20 protein-coding genes are annotated in these 18,540 nt (G+C 72.0%); 8 read left to right on the top strand and 12 right to left on the bottom strand.

Annotated features, from left to right (window positions below; genetic code table 11):
• Window positions 1-89 precede the first annotated feature (89 nt).
• Window positions 90-953 (bottom strand): spermidine synthase, encoded by an 864-nt coding sequence (locus ABD339_RS18785; RefSeq protein ID WP_344567529.1) that lies wholly within the window; start codon window positions 951-953, stop codon window positions 90-92.
• Window positions 940-2,178 carry a GTP-binding protein gene (locus ABD339_RS18780; RefSeq protein WP_344567528.1) on the bottom strand — a complete coding sequence of 413 codons (1,239 nt, stop codon included), beginning with the start codon at window positions 2,176-2,178 and terminating at the stop codon, window positions 940-942. Before ABD339_RS18780 ends, ABD339_RS18785 begins: the two co-directional genes overlap by 14 nt.
• 456 nt (window positions 2,179-2,634) lie before the next feature.
• On the opposite strand from ABD339_RS18780, the gene ABD339_RS18775 reads away from it, so the two are divergent.
• Both ABD339_RS18775 and ABD339_RS18770 read left to right on the top strand, forming a co-directional pair.
• A complete protein-coding gene (locus ABD339_RS18775; protein ID WP_344567527.1) occupies window positions 2,635-3,345 on the top strand; it encodes a TVP38/TMEM64 family protein in 711 nt (236 codons plus the stop codon).
• Window positions 3,346-3,491: 146 nt separating this feature from the next.
• Entirely contained in the window at window positions 3,492-4,364 is an 873-nt protein-coding gene (locus ABD339_RS18770; RefSeq protein WP_344567526.1) for an undecaprenyl-diphosphate phosphatase, read from the top strand.
• Here the strand turns inward: ABD339_RS18770 and ABD339_RS18765 are convergent.
• Window positions 4,361-4,705, bottom strand: coding sequence for a DUF6343 family protein (locus ABD339_RS18765; protein WP_344567525.1), 345 nt, complete (start codon window positions 4,703-4,705; stop codon window positions 4,361-4,363). The two genes, ABD339_RS18770 and ABD339_RS18765, sit on opposite strands and share 4 nt — an antisense overlap.
• Before the next feature lie 115 nt (window positions 4,706-4,820).
• Window positions 4,821-5,078: a DUF6011 domain-containing protein gene (locus ABD339_RS18760; protein ID WP_344567524.1), complete on the bottom strand. Its 258-nt coding sequence runs from the start codon at window positions 5,076-5,078 to the stop codon at window positions 4,821-4,823.
• 168 nt (window positions 5,079-5,246) lie between these two features.
• On the opposite strand from ABD339_RS18760, the gene ABD339_RS18755 reads away from it, so the two are divergent.
• The 4 genes from ABD339_RS18755 (at window position 5,247) to lnt (ending at window position 8,927) form a co-directional block, all read left to right on the top strand.
• Window positions 5,247-5,480, top strand: coding sequence for a chaplin (locus tag ABD339_RS18755; protein WP_425576026.1), 234 nt, complete (start codon window positions 5,247-5,249; stop codon window positions 5,478-5,480).
• A 149-nt stretch (window positions 5,481-5,629) separates the two neighbouring features.
• Window positions 5,630-5,896 carry a hypothetical protein gene (locus ABD339_RS18750; RefSeq protein WP_344567523.1) on the top strand — a complete coding sequence of 89 codons (267 nt, stop codon included), beginning with the start codon at window positions 5,630-5,632 and terminating at the stop codon, window positions 5,894-5,896.
• Between the two features lie 341 nt (window positions 5,897-6,237).
• Entirely contained in the window at window positions 6,238-7,242 is a 1,005-nt protein-coding gene (locus tag ABD339_RS18745; RefSeq protein WP_344567522.1) for a DMT family transporter, read from the top strand.
• Between the two features lie 158 nt (window positions 7,243-7,400).
• A complete protein-coding gene (lnt, locus tag ABD339_RS18740) occupies window positions 7,401-8,927 on the top strand; it encodes an apolipoprotein N-acyltransferase (protein ID WP_344567521.1) in 1,527 nt (508 codons plus the stop codon).
• A gap of 13 nt (window positions 8,928-8,940) precedes the next feature.
• Here lnt and ABD339_RS18735 read toward each other — a convergent pair whose 3' ends face one another.
• Window positions 8,941-9,846 carry a Gfo/Idh/MocA family protein gene (locus ABD339_RS18735; protein ID WP_344567519.1) on the bottom strand — a complete coding sequence of 302 codons (906 nt, stop codon included), beginning with the start codon at window positions 9,844-9,846 and terminating at the stop codon, window positions 8,941-8,943.
• Between the two features lie 342 nt (window positions 9,847-10,188).
• Here ABD339_RS18735 and ABD339_RS18730 point away from each other — a divergent pair, with 342 nt between their 5' ends.
• Together ABD339_RS18730 and ABD339_RS18725 are read left to right on the top strand one after the other, a co-directional pair.
• A complete protein-coding gene (locus ABD339_RS18730; RefSeq protein WP_344567517.1) occupies window positions 10,189-10,758 on the top strand; it encodes a DinB family protein in 570 nt (189 codons plus the stop codon).
• A gap of 167 nt (window positions 10,759-10,925) precedes the next feature.
• A complete protein-coding gene (locus ABD339_RS18725; protein ID WP_344567515.1) occupies window positions 10,926-11,501 on the top strand; it encodes a hypothetical protein in 576 nt (191 codons plus the stop codon).
• Between the two features lie 301 nt (window positions 11,502-11,802).
• Here ABD339_RS18725 and ABD339_RS18720 read toward each other — a convergent pair whose 3' ends face one another.
• The 7 genes from ABD339_RS18720 to ABD339_RS18690 all read right to left on the bottom strand — a co-directional run bounded on the left by ABD339_RS18720 (window position 11,803) and on the right by ABD339_RS18690 (window position 18,239).
• Window positions 11,803-12,294, bottom strand: coding sequence for a hypothetical protein (locus ABD339_RS18720; RefSeq protein WP_344567513.1), 492 nt, complete (start codon window positions 12,292-12,294; stop codon window positions 11,803-11,805).
• 112 nt (window positions 12,295-12,406) lie between these two features.
• Window positions 12,407-13,075, bottom strand: coding sequence for a uracil-DNA glycosylase (locus tag ABD339_RS18715; RefSeq protein ID WP_344567722.1), 669 nt, complete (start codon window positions 13,073-13,075; stop codon window positions 12,407-12,409).
• A gap of 308 nt (window positions 13,076-13,383) precedes the next feature.
• Window positions 13,384-14,157, bottom strand: coding sequence for an SDR family oxidoreductase (locus ABD339_RS18710; protein ID WP_344567511.1), 774 nt, complete (start codon window positions 14,155-14,157; stop codon window positions 13,384-13,386).
• 23 nt (window positions 14,158-14,180) lie between these two features.
• Window positions 14,181-14,942, bottom strand: a complete 762-nt coding sequence (gene fabG, locus ABD339_RS18705) for a 3-oxoacyl-ACP reductase FabG (RefSeq protein WP_344567509.1) — start codon at window positions 14,940-14,942, stop codon at window positions 14,181-14,183.
• A gap of 181 nt (window positions 14,943-15,123) precedes the next feature.
• Window positions 15,124-15,534, bottom strand: coding sequence for a DUF3037 domain-containing protein (locus ABD339_RS18700; RefSeq protein WP_344567507.1), 411 nt, complete (start codon window positions 15,532-15,534; stop codon window positions 15,124-15,126).
• The gene (locus ABD339_RS18695; protein WP_344567505.1) at window positions 15,534-16,352 is read right to left on the bottom strand and encodes a HipA family kinase; all 819 of its coding nucleotides are present in this window, start codon (window positions 16,350-16,352) and stop codon (window positions 15,534-15,536) included. Before ABD339_RS18695 ends, ABD339_RS18700 begins: the two co-directional genes overlap by 1 nt.
• Window positions 16,353-17,108: 756 nt before the next feature.
• Window positions 17,109-18,239, bottom strand: coding sequence for a DUF5954 family protein (locus ABD339_RS18690; RefSeq protein ID WP_344567503.1), 1,131 nt, complete (start codon window positions 18,237-18,239; stop codon window positions 17,109-17,111).
• Window positions 18,240-18,540: the final 301 nt, after the last annotated feature.

The following is an 18,540-nucleotide window of genomic DNA, read 5'->3' as shown; positions in this document are numbered from 1 at the left end:
GAATCCACCGGCACCCGAGCGGCCCGGCTCGATGGGGCGGTACGGCCCTGGCGGCCCGCGCGTTCCGGCCCAAGCTCAGGACGGCACCTTCAGCCGATGCTGAAGGCGCCGTCCGGCGGTTCGGGCGACGGCACGGCGTCCCCGTCCTGGACGGCGCGCGCGCCCTGGGCGAAGCGGGCAAGTGCCGGGCCGTGCTCGACGCGCGCGGGAAACGGGTCGCCCGAGCAGCGCCGGGCCAGCTCGGAGAGCGGCTGTTGCTCGTGCGCGGCGAGCAGGACGATGTTCCCGAAGCGGCGTCCGCGCAGCACGGCGGGCTCGGCGACGATCGCGAGGCAGGCGAAGACCTCGGCGAACGTGGCCAGTTGGGAGGCGAGGAAGCGGAAGGGGATGGCGTCGGCGAGGTTGGCCACATACCGGCCGCCTGGCCGCAGCACACGGGCCGCCTCGCGCGCGTAGGGCAGCGTCGTCAGATGCGGAGGCACCCGCGAGCCGCCGTAGACATCGGCGATCAGCACATCGGCGCTGTCCTCCGCGGCTTCTTCCAGCACCGCGCGCCCGTCGCCCGCCGTCACGGCGACCCCGCTGTCCGCAGGCAGCGGGAGGTGGCCGGCCACCAGTTCCATCAGCCGGGCGTCGGAGTCGGCGACCCGCTGCCGGGAGCCGGGGCGGGTCGCCGCGACATAGCGGGGCAGGGTGAGCGCCCCGCCGCCGAGGTGCAGCACATCCAGGGGCGCGCCGGGTGGTGCGGCCAGATCGAGCAGGTGCCCGATGCGGCGGGCGTACTCGAACTCCAGGTGCGCGGGATCGTCCAGATCCACGTAGGACTGGGGCGCCCCGTCAACGGTCAGCAGCCAGGCATGCGCCCGGTCGATGTCCGGCATCAGCTTGGCGGTGCCGCTCGCGACGGCACGGGTGACGGGTATCGGCTCCTGGACCGGATCAGCTTCCACCATCCCATTGTGATGGCGGCGCGCCCGTGGGGAGCACCCCGGTCTCCGGAGCGATGCGGGTGACCCGGCCGACGGCGAGTGTGGCGCCGCCCTCCCCCACCGCGAAGCGCAGTCCGCTCTCCAGCGGCACGGCGGTATCGAGCCTGACTCTGGCCTCGACCTCGCCGCCGGGCAGTCCCGGCTCCCGCCCGCCGAGAAGGATCACGCCCGGGACCGTGGCGGTACGCAGCTGGAACCCGGCGCGCGTTCCTGGCCGCAGCGGGGTGTCCCGGCCGCCCTCGGCCGCGGTCAGCAGCCGGAGCCCGGCCTCCATACATCGCCCGCTGGTGAGGCTCCCCGCAGGGGCGAGCACCGCGCCGCGCAGGTCGGCGGCGGGTCCGGTCAGCAGCAGGGTGACGGCCTCCCCGGCCGTCGCCGCTCCCGCCGGGGCCCCGCCGGTCTCGACCTCGGCCACCCGCACGTCCACCGGCCCGTCCGGCGCGTAGGCCCGCAGCCGGTCGCCGATCTTGACCGTGCCGCGTTCCACGGTGCCGGCGACCCGCGCGCCGCGCCCGGCAGCCACTGCCGCCGCCGTCACGGGCAGTATCAGCGGGGCAGCGGTATCACGCTCGGGCTGCGGAACATAGGTGTCAACGGCGTCCAGCAGCGCCTCGATGGAGCCGGTCCACAGCGGGTCGCCCGCCAGTGCGCGCTCGGCCGAGACGCGCAGCACCGGGAGGGTGTCCCCGGCGAAGCCATAGGTGTTCAGCAGCGCGCGTACGTCGAGTTCGACCAGTTCGGTCAGCTCGTCCTCACCCTCGTCGGATTTGGTGAGGGCGACGACGAGGTGTTCGACGCCCATCAGGTGAGCCAGCAGGACGTGTTCGGTGGTCTGCGGGCGCACCCCGTCGAGGACGGAGACGGCCAGGACGGCGCCGTCGAGCACTCCGACGCCCGCCGTCGCAAGGAGTCCGGGGCCGCTCGGCATCTCCAGGTGGGTGTAGCGGCGGGTGTCGGTCTCGTACTCGGCCCACAATGCCTCGGTCTGGGACCTGGCCTGTGGTCGGGGCTGCGGTTCGGGCGGTTCGGACCGGCGTCGCGGCGGCCCGGATCGCCCTGTGGGCGGCGTGCCGGGACCGCCCGGAGCCCGGGTGAAGGCCGCGGCGAGGGTGCTCTTGCCGTGACCCGCGTGACCCAGGGTGCCGATGGTCAGATGCGGCTTGACGTACGGACGGACAGAGCCGGACATAGCGGGTCCTTCCTGGAACCTGGATGCGCGCCGCGCGAAGAAGAGAAAAAGAGAGGAAGAGAGAGGGACCCCGGAAGAGGACCGACCCTCCCCCTGTGGGGCCTCGGCCTGTCCGGGAAGGGTCAGCTTCGGCAGTCGCGGACGGCAGACATGCCGCGGAGGGCGTGGCAGGCGCACGCACCCCGGGTCCGCAGGACGGCAGCCTTCCGCCCCGCCGCCGGGGCGGTACGGGCGAAAGGCGTCAGCTGCCGGATCATCGCCCAGATGATGTACCGCACGGCCACCGCTCGTCGAACGGTTTTCACAGCGTCCCCCGCCACCCGGGCCCCGGCCCTTCTCCACGCAGGTGGAGGCGGGGTGTCCGGGACGCGAACACCCGGGCAGAAGCACGCTTTCCGGACGTTCGGTACCTCACCGGACGGCGGAAGAACCGCTTCGTCGGTTACGCTCCCCCACGTGCCCGACCCCGCCTCGCAGTCAGACGGTGTCCCCTGCCGTCTCGCTCAGACGCTGCTCTCCCCCTGGTCCCGATTCGCCCTGCTGCTCGTGCTGCTGGGCGCGGCGGCCACGGCGATGGTGCTCTACGAGCCACAGCGCGTTCTCGCCCACGGCTGGCCTCCCCAGATCGGCGGCAGTACGGCCCTCGCCCTGTTCGGCGCGGCCTACGGCCTGTGCACGGCGGCCTTCGTGCCCCGGCCGGTGCTCAACATCGCCGCGGGTGCCCTCTTCGGCGCGGGCGCCGGCACGTTCTCGGCGACGGCGGGCACGGTGATCGGCGCGGGTATCGCCTTCGGGCTGGGCAGGATGCTGGGCCAGGACGCGCTGCGCCCGCTGCTTCGCGCCCGCTGGATGGCGGCGGCCGACCGCCTGCTGAGCAAGCACGGCTTCCGTTCGATGCTGGTGCTGCGGCTGCTGCCCGGGGTGCCGTTCGCGGCCTCCAACTACGGGGCGGCGGTCTCCAGGATGCGCTGGGTGGCCTTTCTGGGCGCGACGGCGCTGGGTTCGGTGCCCAACACGGCGGCGTACGTGATCGCGGGCAGCAGCGCCGCGAAGCCGACCTCGCCGGTCTTCCTCGCCTCGTTCGGCTTCATCGCCCTGTCGGCGCTGGTGGGGGGCGTGGTGGCCTGGCGCAAGCGGGCGCATCTGAGCGCCGCCGCCTCCCCCTGACGGCCGCCCGCTTCCGAAGGCCCGTACCGTACTCCCGACGCCGCATACCGCAGGCCATGCAGGCCACGCACTCCCGGTGACCGGCGTCATGTCGGGCCTTCCGCCCCTTCCCGCCCCGACCATCAAAGGGACGAGCGCAGCCGCAGATGTCTTGGTTTGAATCCTTTGTTCTGGGACTTGTTCAGGGACTGACCGAATTCCTCCCGATCTCCTCCAGCGCCCATCTGCGGCTCGCCGCTGCCTTCGCGGGCTGGGAGGACCCCGGAGCCGCGTTCACCGCCGTCACTCAGATCGGCACCGAGGCGGCCGTGCTGATCTACTTCCGCAAGGACATCGGCCGGATCCTCTCCGCGTGGTTCCGCTCGTTCTACAGTTCCGGGGCACGGCACGAGCACGACGCCAAGACGGGCTGGCTGGTCATCGTCGGTTCCATCCCGATCGGCGTGCTCGGGCTGGTCTTCAAGGACCAGATCGAGGGCCCGTTCCGGGATCTGCGGCTGATCGCGACGACGCTCGTCGTACTCGGCGTGATCCTCGGCATCGCCGACCGCATGGCGGCCCGGGATTCCGGCGGCGGCCGTCACCGCGCCCGCCGCGAACGCAAATCACTCGAACAATTGAACGTGAAGGACGGTCTGCTCTTCGGCTGTGCGCAGGCGCTGGCCCTCATCCCCGGAGTCTCCCGCTCCGGAGCGACCATCAGCGGCGGCCTGTTCATGGGCTACCGGCGGGAGGCGGCGGCCCGCTATTCCTTCCTGCTGGCCATCCCGGCCGTGCTGGCCTCTGGCCTGTTCGAGCTGAAGGACATCGGCGAGGGCCATGTCTCCTGGGGACCCACGGCGTTCGCGACAGTGCTGGCCTTCGTGGTCGCCTATGCCGTCATCTCGTGGTTCATGAACTGGATTTCCACCCGCAGCTTCATGCCGTTCGTCATCTACCGCATCCTCCTGGGCCTCGCCCTGTTCGCGCTGGTCGCGGCCGGCGTCCTCAGCCCGCACGCGGGCGAGGCGGCGGGCTAGATGTAAGGAGGACCGTCGTCGGACCCGGGCCGGGACAGCGCACGCTCCTGGGCGCGTCTGCGGCGCAGCACCAGCAGATCCACCCCCGCTCCCAGCGCCAGCAGTCCGCACAGCGCGGCCAGCACGCTGAGCACGGTGGAGCTGGGTGAGGTGTGCTCGTCGGAGGAGGACGCCCACCAGGCGAAGAGCGCGCTCACCGCGGCGAAGAAGGGCAGGCCCACACCTGCCAGCAGGGTGCGCAGCCACAGATCGCTGCGTGCGGTGACCGGTTCGGTGCCGGAGCGGCGACGGCGCCGGGGGTCCTCGTCCCGGGGCGGCCCTGGCTGAGGTGGCTGGGACACGGGGCTGCCTTTCGCCGGAGCGGACAGGGATGGACGAAAAGAAGAAATGGGGCCGCGGCCCCCTCCATGATCACCACGCGGGGCGCCGGGGGTACGAGGACGCGCCCGGCCGCCGTCACAGGCCCGGCAATGTGTCCTGTTCGACTTCGGTCACGGGAGGGGTGGGAGCGGTGCGTACGGCCAGCTTGTGCCGGCAGTCGGGGCCGAGGCCCCAGATGCGGGAGGCGCGGTCGCGCAGCGGCTGGCCGCACATTCGGCACAGCACCCGCCGGCCGGCCACCGGTTCGCTGTCCGGCAGCGCCGGCGCCTGCGGCACCCCTTCGCTGTCCTGGTCCACCCGGTCCACACTGCCCGTCCGACCCGCCCGGTCCATCCGCTGTTCTCCCGCCCGTTCGGCACCTCCGCCCCAGGGCACCGGCCCGGGGCGCCACCCGCGCACCGTACCAACGAGGTGCACTCGTGCGGCCCAATCCGGCGTGCGGGCCGTACCTGCCTCCGCACACGGTGGGGGTGCAACGACAGCTACCTCACGGGAGCGAACATGCGAATTCGTACCGCCATCGTCGCCGGCGCCCTGAGCGCCACAGCACTGCTCGGCGCGACCGGGGGCGCCGCCGTCGCCGACGAAGGCCCGAAGGGCAAGACCGGCCATTCTCCGGGCGTCCTTTCCGGGGACAACTTCCAGATCCCCGTGCACGTTCCGGTGAACGTATGCAACAACCCCATCGTCGGGCTGCTGAGCCCCACGGTGAAGGACTCCTGCGTCAACAAGTGACGCGGTAGGCCCTCCGGCAGAACCCCGGCGCGCGTTCCGTACGGCGCCGGGGTTCTGCCGTGTCCCTGGCGGGCCCGTCGGGGAAGCCGCCGTCCCTCCTCCAGGTGCACCGCCGCGCCGTGGCAGGCCCGCGCTGCCACACTGGCCCCATGGAGAACTTCTACCGTGGCCCGGCGACGCTGCTGACCGGAGCGGCCGAGGTCCCCGTGGACGCGGCGCTGTTCACGGAGGACACGGGCCCCGAGACCGCCTGGTCGGGCACGGTCAGGCCGATGGGTGAGCGGCGGCTGTGGGTCGAACTGGAGGGCGACACAGCCCGGCTGCGGCTCTCGGACGGGCGCATGGGCCGCGTCACCGTACTGGGCAGCGGCTGGGGCCCGGTCGAGGTCTCCGGCGAGGGCCCGGTACCGTCGTAGAGCGGACACGCTTCCCGCGTGAGCCACCCGTGGTCTCGCCGACGTAGCTCGCGCACGTATGCGGACCGCGTCCGTTTCCCGCGTCCAGCACGCCCGGACGCGGCCCGGTACCGCGGTCCTCCCCCTGCAGGGGGCCAGAGGCCGGGCGCACTGACGCTCGTCGTGGCGCCGATGTCACCTTCGGCAGACCGACTCATCCGCTGGTAGGTGGATGCCGCGCCCTCCCCGTACTCCCGTAGCTGTACGTGAAGACGAGCCTGTCAGGGGACGACATGCTGCTCCATTCGGAGCATCGTTGAGGGCATGAACGGGATGCCCGAACGGTACCGACGGAGCGGGACATGAGCCCGCTGGTCATGGCGCTGCTGCTGTCACTGGTCTCGGCGGTCAGCTACGCGCTGGCCGCGATCTTGCAGGAGCGGCTCGCCGCGACGACCACGCCGAGCCGGCTCGGCCTGCTGCGCTCGGGCAAGTGGTGGGCAGCGGCGGTGCTACAGGGCTCGGGCGCGCTGTTGCACGTCGTCGCGCTCGGGCTCGGGCCGCTGACGGTGGTGCAGCCGCTGGGCGTGCTCACCCTCGTGCTGGCCGCGCCGATGGCCGCCGTCCTGGTCAAGCGCCCGGTGACCATGGCGGCCTGGCGGGGGATCGTGCTGGTCTCGGTGGGGCTGGCCGGAATTCTCATGCTCACCGGCTCGCACAGCGGCGACTCGCTCGGCGGCGTCGGCCAACTCGCCCTGGCCGCAGCCGTACTGGGCACGCTCGTCCTCCTCGTCGGCCTCGCCGCGACAGCACGGCGCGGCCCCTCGACGCCCAGCAGGGAGCGCCTCGTGCTGCGCAGTGTCTCGCTGGCTCTCGCCGCCGGAGTGGCCTACGGCGCGGCCTCGGTCTTCGTCAAGACACTCGCGGACAACTGGCGCTCGGCCCCGTCGGCCACCATGGTGCCGCTGCTGGCGCTGGTCGTCGTGCTGGCCTGCGCCGGGCTCGCGACCTCGCAGGCTTCCTACCGGGGCGCCGGCCTGGCGACACCGCTGGCGACCACAACGGTCTCCAATCCGGTCGTCGCGGCGGCGGCCGGCATCATCCTCCTGGAGGAGGGCTTCCGTTACGGCCTGCTGGGAGCGCTCCTGGCGGCGGTCGCCGGCGCCGCCGCGTCCTGGGGCCTGGTGGTGCTCACAGTTGACAGCACGGGAGAGGCCCGCACAGGAGACCCGGACGCGGACACCACCGGCCGGACCGGCACACCCAGAGGTGACGGTGAGGAGCCCGACACGCAGCTGAGAGCCGTGGTGATCCCTCGTCAGGAAGGCGGAAGCCCCGCCTCCCGCCGCCCGGTTCCCGCGTCATAGCTCCGCCCACCACGCGCAGTCGGCCCTCTCCCGCCCCGGTCTCTCCTGCCCCTGCCTCTCCTGCGCCGCGCGCCGCGCCCGTCACCGAACGCGGCATCGCGTGTGTCAGACCCCTCCCGCACACTGGTGGCCGGAGCACCGGATGAAGGAGGCGGGGCATGCGTCCGTTGGTGGCGTCGCGCTGGGTACGTCCGGCGCTTCCCCTGCTGGCCGGCGCCCTGCCCGCACTGGCATTCCCCGCGCCTTCGCTGTGGTGGCTGGCGTATGTGGCCCTGGTTCCGCTGCTGTTGATGCTGCGGGCAGCACCGACGGGGCGCGCGGCGGCGGTGTCCGGCTGGCTGGGCGGCACCGGGTTCATGCTGTCCGTGCACCACTGGCTGATGCCGAGCCTGACCGTCTTCATCGTCGTACTCGCCGCTCTGCTGGGCCTGCTGTGGGCGCCGTGGGGCTGGCTCGCGCACCGGATGCTGCGGGGCGGCGCGGGTGGAGGCAGGCTCGCCGCTGCTGTGGTGCTGATCCCGTCGGGCTGGCTGATGGTCGAACTGGTGCGTTCCTGGGAGTACCTGGGCGGTCCATGGGGCCTGCTGGGGGCCAGCCAGTGGGAGGTGCGTCCGGCGCTGCGGCTCGCCTCGGTGGGCGGAGCGTGGCTGGTGAGCTTCGTGGTGGTGGCGGTGAACACCGCGCTGGCCGCGCTCCTCGCCGTGCCGCGCGCCCGTCTGGGTGCTGTGGCGGCACTGCTGGTCACGGGCGTGCTGACGGGGGCCGTGTGGGCGTGGGCGCCCGGGCCGGAGCAGCACGGGGAGAGGCGGATCGCCGTCGTGCAGACCGGGGAGGCCGCCTCGCGGCAGGAGCGGTTCGCGCGGAGCGAGCGGCTGACGCGCGAGCTGGCCGGGCGCGGTGCCGAGTTGGTGGTGTGGGGCGAGAGCAGCGTCGGCTACGACCTGAAGAGCCGCCCGGATCTGGTGCGCAGGCTGGCCGGGCTCTCCCGGCTGACGGGCGCGCCGCTGCTGGTGAACGTGGACGCGCAGCGCAGCGACCGCCCCGGGATCTACAAGAGTTCGGTGCTCGTGGACGGGACCGGTCTCACCGCTCTGCGCTACGACAAGATGCGGCTGGTGCCGTTCGGCGAGTACATCCCGGCGCGCTCGGCGCTCGGCTGGGCCACCTCGGTCGGCCGGGCCGCCGGCGAGGACCGGCAGCGCGGCACGGAAGCGGTCGTCATGCGGGCGAACGGGCTGCGCTTCGGCCCGCTGATCTGCTTCGAGACGGCCTTCCCCGACATGAGCAGACACCTGGTGGCCGAGGGGGCGCAGGTACTGGTGGCGCAGTCCTCGACCTCCTCGTTCCAGCGCAGTTGGGCACCCGCACAGCACGCGTCGCTGGCCGCCCTGCGTGCGGCCGAGACAGGCCGTCCCGTGGTGCATGCGACGCTCACCGGCGTGAGCGTAGTGGCCGGCCCCGAGGGCGAACGGGTCGGTGAGCGGCTGGGAACCGAGCGCAGCGCGGCGACCGTCAGCGAGGTACCACTGGGGACGGGCGAGACACTGTATGTGCGCTACGGCGACTGGACGGTGCGCCTGGCAGTGACGGCGCTCGTGGCATTCGCCGCGGTGGAGGCCACGCGCTCGCTGCGCTCGCGCCGCTCCGGTGACGGGATCGCGCTCCCCGCTCCGGCACGCCGCTGACACACCCGCGCGCTCACCGTGTCTGCTCCCGTACGGCATCGACCACGCGTTCGCACAACTCGTGGGTCCGCAAGGCGTCCTGGGCCGAGAGCGTGGTGCCGGCGCGTACGGCATCCAGGAAGGCGAGGACCGCCTGCTCGATACCGCGCTGGCGCGCCACCGGCACCCAGTCGCCGCGGCGGCGGACGCTGGGCTGGCCCTTGTGGTCGATGATCTCGGAGAGGTTGCGCACCTCGCGCTTGGCATCCTGACCGGAAACCTCCAGCACCTCCTCGGCCGAGCCGGAAAGCCGGTTCATCACACCGAGGGCGGTGAAGCCCTCCCCCGCCAGCTGGAGCACCACGTGGTGCAGCCGTCCGCCCTCGGTCCTGGCCTGGACGCCGATGTGGTCGGGCACGCCGGGCGCGAGGAAGCGGAGGGTGTCCACGACATGGATGAAGTCGTCGAGGATCATCCGCCGCGGGTCCTCCGGAAGCCCCACCCGGTGCTTCTGAAGGAGGATCAGGTCCCGGGGGTGCCCCAGGCACTGCGTGTATCCGGGTGCGTAGCGGCGGTTGAAGCCCACGGCGAGGGAGGTGCCGCCGCGCTCGGCGAGTTCCACGAGGCGCCGGGACTCGGCGAGTTCGTAGGCGAGCGGCTTGTCCACGTAGGTGGGGACTTGGGCTTCCAGCAACCCGCGCACCAGTTCCGGGTGCGCGGCTGTCGCGGCGTGGACGAACGCGGCGTCGGGACGCGACGCGAGCAGTCCGTCAAGATCGGCGTGCCGATGCTCGCCGGGGATGCGGTAGGCGTCGCCGAGTGCGGCGAGGGTGGCGGAGTCCCGGGTGACCAGGTGCGGTTCCAGACCCGGCTGAGAGGTGAGCACCGGCAGATATGCCTTCTTGGCGATGTCGCCGAGTCCGATCACGCCGATCTTCACGGTGTTCTCCCTGACTGCTGCTCGGCGGCGGCCGTCTCCGCACCTCTGGGGCCGCCGTCTACTGCTGGGGGTGGCCGCGGCAGTCCGGACACGTGTGCGGACGGCCGCGACTGCGAAGCATACGTGCGCTACGCCGGACACCCGTCATTCGCCCTCGCTGCCGCCGGAACGGCCCTCCCTCCCGACACCTCCGTCCCACATGAGCCCGCCCCCTTCGCGGGGCCCGCGGCGCTCCCGGGATCCCCTATCACTCCGGAAGTCCGCAGCCGCCCGGACCCCCGGGAAGCCGGATCCCCGGAAATGCCGTCGCACCGGAGGGCACAAACGCCCAGGATGACGGGCATGACGACTGACACCGACGCCGGGCACGAGGGGCAGCCGGCCGCGTCCCCGCAGGAGACGCGCGCGGCCTCTCCCCGGACGACCCCGGAGGGCACCGGCACCGAGCGCGAACTGCTGGAGCAATGGCTGGACTTCCACCGGGCGACACTCCTGGCCAAGTGCGCGGGGCTGGACGACGAAGAACTGCGCCGGGCCTCGGCCCCGCCGTCCGAACTGACGCTGCTGGGCTTGGTGCGGCATCTGACCGACGTCGAACGTCACTGGTTCCGGCGGGTGTTCGACGAGGAGGACGCGGAACCGCTCTACTTCACCGAGGAGGCTCCGGACGACGACTTCGTGGTCGGCGAGGGCGATACGGGCCCCGGGGCGCTCGCCGTGTGGCGCGAGGAGGTCGCCAGAGCGCGAAAGTCGGCACAGAGCCGCTCCCTGGAGGAACTGGGCACCCACCCGAGGCGCGGCACGGTCGTCTCACTGCGCTGGATCCACCTCCACATGATCGAGGAATACGCGCGGCACAACGGCCACGCGGACCTGCTGCGCGAACGCATCGACGGCGCGACCGGCGACTGACGCCCGCCGCCTGGCACTCGCCCCACGCCCGCCGTGCGCCCTGCCAGGGCGCACGGCATGGACGGTGCGCCCCAGAGGTCCGCGCACGCGGTGCCCACGGCTGCGCGCCCCCGCCTCACCCCTGCGGGGACTTCCGGGAGGGCGTAGGGCTGTGAAGAGTTGCCCGAATGTCACGTATGACAAAAACCATGGTGCTCGCGGGGGCGGTGCTGTCGGCCGCGACGGGGTGTGTGACCGTGCCGGGCGCAGGCTCCGGACCGTCCGGCTCCGAGCCGGCCCCCCGCCTCGCCCCCGCCCCGGCGACGCCCACGGCCGGGGCGCCGGGCGCCCTGGGCCCTGACGCGGCGCCCCATGAGGGGGAGGCCCCCGCGCGAGAAGCGCTTTCGCGGCTCGACCGGCTCCCCGGAAGGCGAGTCGGAGCGGCCCTCGCGCGGTCGGGCGGCGCGGCCCTCCCGATGCGCGCTCCCTCCCCCAGCGTGCGGGAGAGTCTTCCGGCGCCAGGGGCGGATGCCGGGAAGCACCCCTCCCCCACGCCCGCCCGGCGCCCGGAGGCACCTGGATTCGCACGGGAGAACGAGCGTCACCAGCGGGCCGACAGCAGTGACGGCTCGGAGGGAGGGGGCGGCCCAGGCGGCCGGGGCGGCGGCTCCGACGTAGCCGTCTGCGCACTGGGCGAGGCGTACGGCCGGTGGGCCCAGGACAGTCCGCAGGCCCGCATCTGCCGTGCCGCCTACGGGAAGTGAGACCCGCGGCGGGCACAACCCGCGACAGGTGGCACCACGCATATGAGACGCGGGCAGGTGGCGGAGCTCGGCCGTCCTTGGTGCGGCCCCGCCCTACTCCCCTCCCGCGACCCACTCACCCCGCCCCTCGCCGCTTCCCGCCCCCGCTCCTCTCACGCGTGCCCTCACCTCGCGCACGCACTCCCGCGCCCGCACGGCCGCCCCATGCCGCCCGGCCAGCCTCTCGTCGCGGGGCGCTTCCCTCCCTACCGCCTGGTCCAGGGAGCCGGCCTCGCGACAGACTTCCTCCCCTTCCACCCCGTCAGAGGATGTCGTCAGCCAGTTGTCGCTCCAGACGGTCGATCGCGCTCCGGATGCCCTCGCCGTAGGAGTCCTCCCCCAGCGCGCCGAGTCTGTCCCGGGCGCGCCCCAGCTCGCGCCGGGCCGCCAGCTCGTTGCCGAGCTTGGCGTGGTCGGCCGCGAGGTTGAGATACAGCGAGGGATACAGCGCGCGCACCGCGAGGAGGTGCGTCCCCCAGCGGACCTGCTCCTGGGTCAGCGCGTCGGCCGCGGAGAGGGCTCGCAGATCCCACCGCAGCTCATCGGCCGGATCGTCCTGCGTGTCGGCCATGTAGTGCGCGATCGTGCAACGGTGGAAGAGGTGGCCGCTTGCCTCGGACTCCTCCCACAGCGCGGCGAAGCGATTCCGGGCCTCCTCCCTGTCGCCTCCGCGGTGCAGCATGACCGCCTGGCCGATCCTGACCATTGTCGCGTCCTCAGCGCCCTCGGGCACTTCTCGCTGGGGCTCCGCCACCGGGGGCTCCTCCCGTTCGCCGTTTCGCCGTCGCCGTGTGCCGCGTCGTGCCTACGACGCTAACGGCCACCTGTGACAATCGGGCTCACCCCGCGCCCCCCCTTCGCGCGCCTCAGCCCAGGTCGGGGATGCGCCAGTCGATGGGGGTGTGCCCCTGGGCGGCCACCGCCTCGTCGATCTGAGTGAAGGGGCGGGAGCCGAAGAACTTCTTCGCGGACAGTGGGGAGGGGTGCGCGCCCTGCACCACGGCGTGTCTGTCGGCGTCGATGAGCGGCAGCTTCTTCTTCGCGTAGTTGCCCCACAGCACGAAGACGGCCGGGTCGGGGCGGTCGGCGACGGCGCGGATCACGGCGTCGGTGAACTTCTCCCAGCCACGCCCCTTGTGCGAGTTGGCCTCCCCGGCGCGCACCGTCAGCACAGCGTTCAGCAGCAGCACGCCCTGCTCGGCCCAGGGCATCAGATATCCGTTGTCCGGAATCGGATGCCCCAGGTCAGCGCGCATCTCCTTGTAGATGTTGCGCAGGGAGGGCGGGGTCTTCACCCCGGGGCGCACCGAGAAGCACAGGCCGTGTCCCTGTCCCTCGCCGTGATACGGGTCCTGACCGAGTATCAGCACCTTGACCTGCTCGTAGGGCGTGGCGTCGAGGGCGGCGAACACCTCGTCCCGCGGCGGGTAGACGGGCCCCCTTGCCCGCTCCTCCTCGACGAACTCCGCCAGCTCCTTGAAGTAGGGCTTCTCGGTCTCCTCGCCGAGGACGCCCTGCCAGGACTGGGGCAGCATTTCCTTCACGCGCTCTACCTCCGGTGCGGTGGTGCTCCTGGATCTGTGCTCAACGCTGTGCCCGAAGGTACCGGCAGCCACTGACAGCGCGCCCGGGGAATCCCGACCGATACCCGGCACGGCCGCTCGGACAGCACCGTGTTGCCCTGGCCGTCTCCCCGTGCGTGCGGCTCCCGCCCTTGCACGGAAGCCCCGAACGCGCGGAGGCCGGACGCGGCCGGAGTCCGTCCCCCGGCCCAGGTCCGGCCCTCGGTGTCCGGAATCCGGAATCCGGTGCCTGTCGCGCTCTCGCGCGCCCTTCTACCGCGCTATTCGACGCCCGCGTTGAGGAACAGCCCGCCGTCCACGACGAGCGTCTGACCGGTGATCCAGCGCGCCTCGTCGGAGGTGAGGAACCGCGCGGCGCCGCCGATGTCCTCGGGGGCGCCGAGCCGGCCCATCGGATAGCGGGCGGCGGCCTCCTCCTCGCGCCCCTCGTACAGCGCGGCGGCGAACTTGGTCTTCACCACGGCGGGCGCGAGCGCGTTGACGCGCACCTTGGGGGCGAACTCGTGCGCGAGCTGGAGAGTGAGGTTGACCATCGCCGCCTTGCTCATGCCGTAGGCGCCGATGAACGGCGAGGCCGAGACGCCCGCGATGGAGGCGACGTTGACGATGGAGCCGCCGTTGTCCCGCTGCCAGGCCGCCCAGGTGCGCTGGGCGAAGCCGAGTGCCGAGATCACATTGGTCTCGAACACCTTGCGCGCGACGCCGAGGTCGAGGTCGGCCATCGGTCCGAACACCGGGTTGGTACCCGCGTTGTTGACCAAGTGATCGACTCGCCCGTACGCCTCCATCACGCGCTCGACGGCGGCGGCCTGGTGCTCCGGATCGTGCGCCTTGCCGGCGACGCCCATGGCCCGGTCGGAGCCCAGCCGTTCGACGGCTTCCTTGAGCGCCTCCTCATTACGTCCTGTGATGCACACCCGGTCACCGCGCGCCACCAGCGACTCGGCGATGGCGTACCCGATCCCCCGGCTGGCGCCGGTGATCAGGGCGACCTGTCCGGTGGCCGGCCTGTTGTGCGCCGTCTGCTCAGTCATGTCCGTCCGCTTCCCGTCGGCCGTCAGTTGAGGGGCCCGCCGGCGACGTACAGCACCTGACCGGAGACGAAGCCGGCCTTGTCGTCGGCGAAGAAGGCCACAGCGTTGGCGATGTCCTCCGGCTCGCCCACCCGCTGTACGGGGATCTGGCCGGCCGCCGCCGTCTTGAAGTCGTCGAAGCCCATGCCGACCCGCTCGGCGGTTGCCGCCGTCATGTCGGTGGCGATGAACCCCGGCGCCACGGCGTTCGCGGTGATGCCGAACTTGCCCAGCTCCTTGGCGAGCGTCTTGGTGAAGCCCTGCATGCCGGCCTTGGCCGCCGCGTAGTTGACCTGGCCGCGGTTGCCGAGCGCCGAGGAGGAGGAGAGGTTGACGATCCGGCCGAAGCCGGTGTCGACCATGTGCTTCTGGCAGGCCCGGGACATCAGGAAGGCGCCGCGCAGGTGCACGTTCATGACCGTGTCCCAGTCGGAGTCGCTCATTTTGAACAGCAGATTGTCGCGCAGCACTCCGGCATTGTTCACCAGGACGACAGGAGCGCCGAGTTCCGCGGCAACCCGGGTGACAGCGGCCTCGACCTGCGCCGCGTCGGAGACGTCGCAGCCGACGGCGAGCGCCTTGCCGCCCTGCCCCGTGATCGTGTCAACGGTCCGGGCACATGCGGCCTCATCGAGGTCGAGGACCGCGACGGCGTGTCCCTCCGCCGCCAGGCGTACGGCTGTGGCCGCACCGATCCCCCTGGCTGCCCCCGTGACGATCGCGACTCGCTGCTCGGTGCTGGACATGCTGGTGTCTCCTCGGCCTGAAGATGGGTGAGCAACCGCTTAGTACCTATGGCAGTCGTGACGCTATGAGGCGGGCAACGCCCTGTCAACGGTGTCCGGTGCCGGTGGCCGCACGCCGGAGCCGGCCCCGGACCGTCCCCGGCCCGGGCCCGCCTCCCGACGACCGGGCCCCGCTCCCCGGTCAGCGAACCAGCAGGTCGAGCAGGCGTTCGCTCTCCGCCTCGGGGTCAGCGGTGAGGCCCGTGTGCACGGGTCCCGGCTGAACGATCGTGCTGCGCGGCGCGACCAGCCACCTGAAGCGGCTGCCCGGTTCCTCACCCGCCGCCTGGCCGGCGTGCGCACCCCCCGTGCACAGGCCCTCGACCGCCTGGAGCGCCGCGCGCACGCCCCGCACATCGGCGCACGGATCCAGGGCGAAGAGCCGGTCCCGGTCGAGGTGGGTACGCGCGGCGAGGTAGGTGCGCGCGCGGCAGTAGACGAGGACTCCCGCGTTGATCAGCTCCCCGCGCTCGATGTGCGGCACGACGCGCAACAACGCGTACTCGAACACGTCGAGGTCGCCGCGCGATCCCGGAACCACTCGGCTTCGCATCACTTGGCATCGCCGCCCTTCCCGGTGAGCCAGCCCGGTGCTTGCGAGGGCCGGTCCTTGCTCGGCTCGCCGAGCGTGATCCGCTCATGGATCGTACGGGCGCGCGGCGCCAGCGCCCGGCTGTACGCGGCGCGTACCTCGTCCGGGTCGGTGAAGCCCGGCTCGTCCGTCAGCCATTCGTCGGGAATATCCGCCGCACACCGGTCGAGGAGTTCCTCGGTGACCTCGGGGGCGAGGTCGGCGGCGGCGCTCGCGACATCCGGGGCGAAGGGCGCCAGGGCGTGGTCGGAGGCGTCGTAGGGGCGGTCGGCCGCCTTCTGCGCACCGGCCCAGTTGTGATGGAAGATGAGCGTCGCGCCATGGTCGATCAACCACAGGTCGCCGTGCCACACCACCATGTTGGGGTTGCGCCAGGAGCGGTCGACGTTGTTGACAAGCGCGTCGAACCACACCACGCGCCCTGCCTCTTGCGGGCTCACCTCGTAGGCGAGCGGATCGAACCCGAGCGAGCCGGGCAGGAAGTCCATGCCCAGGTTGAGGCCGCCACTGGCCTTGAGCAGTCCCTGCACCTCCTCGTCCGGTTCGGACAACCCGATGACAGGATCGAGCCACATCCGTACCAATTCGGGCGCTCGAAGCCCGAGATGTCGTGCGAGCTGCCCGCACAGGACCTCGGCGATCAGAGACTTGCGCCCCTGGCCGGCTCCGGTGAACTTCATGACGTAAGTACCCAGGTCGTCGGCCTCGACGAGCCCGGGAAGCGAGCCACCCTCCCGCAAGGGTGTGACATAGCGGGTGGCTGTGACTTCTGGAAGCATTCCGCCAGGCTATACGGCGACGTGACCTTAAGATCCACGGCAGGATTTTCGGGCCCGGATTTTCGGGCCCGGTCTCGACGATCAGTCCGGATCGCCCCTGGGGAGTTTCTGGGGAGTTTCGACTCTCGGCCACCGGTCCCTTCTCCCCACCGTCGAGGAGCGCGCAGGTGGCAAGGCGACCCCTATTACCGGTCTCCGGCACGAAGTGCGCCTAGTGATCCAGCGTGATCGTCGGCGACGAGTGCCCCAGCCACCGAGCAGGGGCACCGGATACCCCGGCATCCAGCATGGTCGAGTCACAGGTGTGCCCGAGCACGTGGAAGCCGTCCTGGGGAGCCGACCCGGGCTTCGTGGCCCTCGCCCGCCCGCGCCGGGCGGGGTGGCCCGGGGCCTGTGCCTCGCCCCTGCTTCCGGCACGGTCGAGGCACGGGTGTGCCAGGGGGCACCGCTGCCCGCCGCGCGTGCAGGGGGATACGCCGGAGCGGGAATCGTCGGTATCCGCGGTCCCGTCCACGGGGGAATGGCGCTCTTGGGGGGGGGCGAACACACGCACCACAACGTGGGATGTGCTCAACCGGCGTGCTGCTTCGGCCTTCGGGGCCGCGTGCGCTTGAACACCCGGTGGAAGCACGTGGGCGCTGAGAACCCGAGGCTTTCAGGGGTGGGAACCGCGCACGGGCGCGGCATACTGGCGGGCAAGGCGGACCGTACAAACCGGCGGGGCCGGAGGCGGAATCAGGCCCCCGGAGAAAGGTCTCAGGTGCGCCGACGCCGTGACTGCTTGCGCTTCTCCTGACGCTTCATCTCCTCCTTGTTCAGTCGCTCCAGCTCCTCGTGCCGCGCGATGGCCTCCGGCGACAGCTCCGGCAGGGCCTCCTCGTCGCCTTCCTCAGGCAGCTCTCCCCGCTCGCGCAGCTGCTGATCGTGGACGTGCACGGGAGGATAGGGATCGGGGTCCGAGGGGCGGGGACCTTCTGGGCCGTCCGGGCCGATCCGTACGAACCGCTCCACCCGCACGATCCGCAGGTGCTGGCCGGTGAACTGGAAGTCCGAGGGGCGCTCCTCGTCCAGCCGGTCCGCAGCCTCCCGGTGGACGAGGCGCTCGGCCTCCTCCAGACCCTCCAGCACCGGGTACAGGACACGAAGGGCGTACGCGAGATGGTCGCGGGCGGCCTGCGGGCTGGTCGAGGGGCTCGCCCGGGGCCGCCAGTGACCGGCCTCCTCCTCGGCGACGCTGTACACGGTGGGCAGCAGCACCGCGCCAGGGTGGCTGTGCCGGGCGGATGCCGCGTCGCGCTGCGCGCCCACACTCGCATCGACCACGTGAGAGAGGCCCAGCAGCTCGGCTTTGAGGAGGCCGGCGGCCACCCCGGTCGGCAGGATGGGGTCGATGACGAATCCATCGGTCGGATCGGGCAACGTGCTCGCCTCGCCGGGCTCGGCCGGGTCAGGGTCCGAAGTACGAGGCGGTTCGGGCCCGTCGGGGCCGAACCGGATGATCTGCTCGGCGCGCACCACGCGATAGCGGATACCGCGCACGGTCATCTCGTCCACGGCTTCCCAATCCGGCCGTTCGCCCGCGCGCTGCAACTCCTCTCGGGCGGCCTCGTCACCCGCTTCCTCGGCCTGGGCGGCGAGGCGGCGCAGATGTGAGCCGAGCGATTCGCGGGCCTGCTGCGGGTAGTCGTTGGAGAAGTAGCTGTGCAGACTCCAGCCGCCCGCTTCTCGCTCCTCGGCCACCCCGAACACCAGACCGGCGCCGCGGATCTGGGGGTATCGCTCCGATGCCGCCCGCGCCTCTTCCTCGGCCAGCACGGCGAGGGGTTCGTCGGACGGAGCCACACGGATCATGCGGTAGCCGGGAACGTTCTCGTGAAATGAATGCACGCTCTCAGTGTGCGACCAACCACTCTGCGCGCGCAGGGGGTTGCGGCAGAGAGACCGGGTCGTGTGGTGGAGGACCTCATCCGTGAGATGGAGACCGGCACCATGGGGACCGGCACCGGGGAACGCGTGCCGCCCAGCGAACGGGACCTCCCGCGGGGCGGCCGGCGGGTCGATGCCCCGTTATGTTTTTCGCGGTTCCGCAATGGGGCCGCTGGCCTCCGGGCCCGGCATGACTTTTGCCCCCTGTCGAAGTCGATGACCTGGGGGGTGGTGTCACCGGGCCCGTGGGGTGCCGTGGGAG

This window comes from Streptomyces axinellae, from assembly GCF_039532135.1.
GTDB lineage: Bacteria > Actinomycetota > Actinomycetes > Streptomycetales > Streptomycetaceae > Streptomyces > Streptomyces axinellae.
Note: the sequence above shows the minus strand (reverse complement) of the source record. Positions and strands in the feature narration are given on the sequence as shown.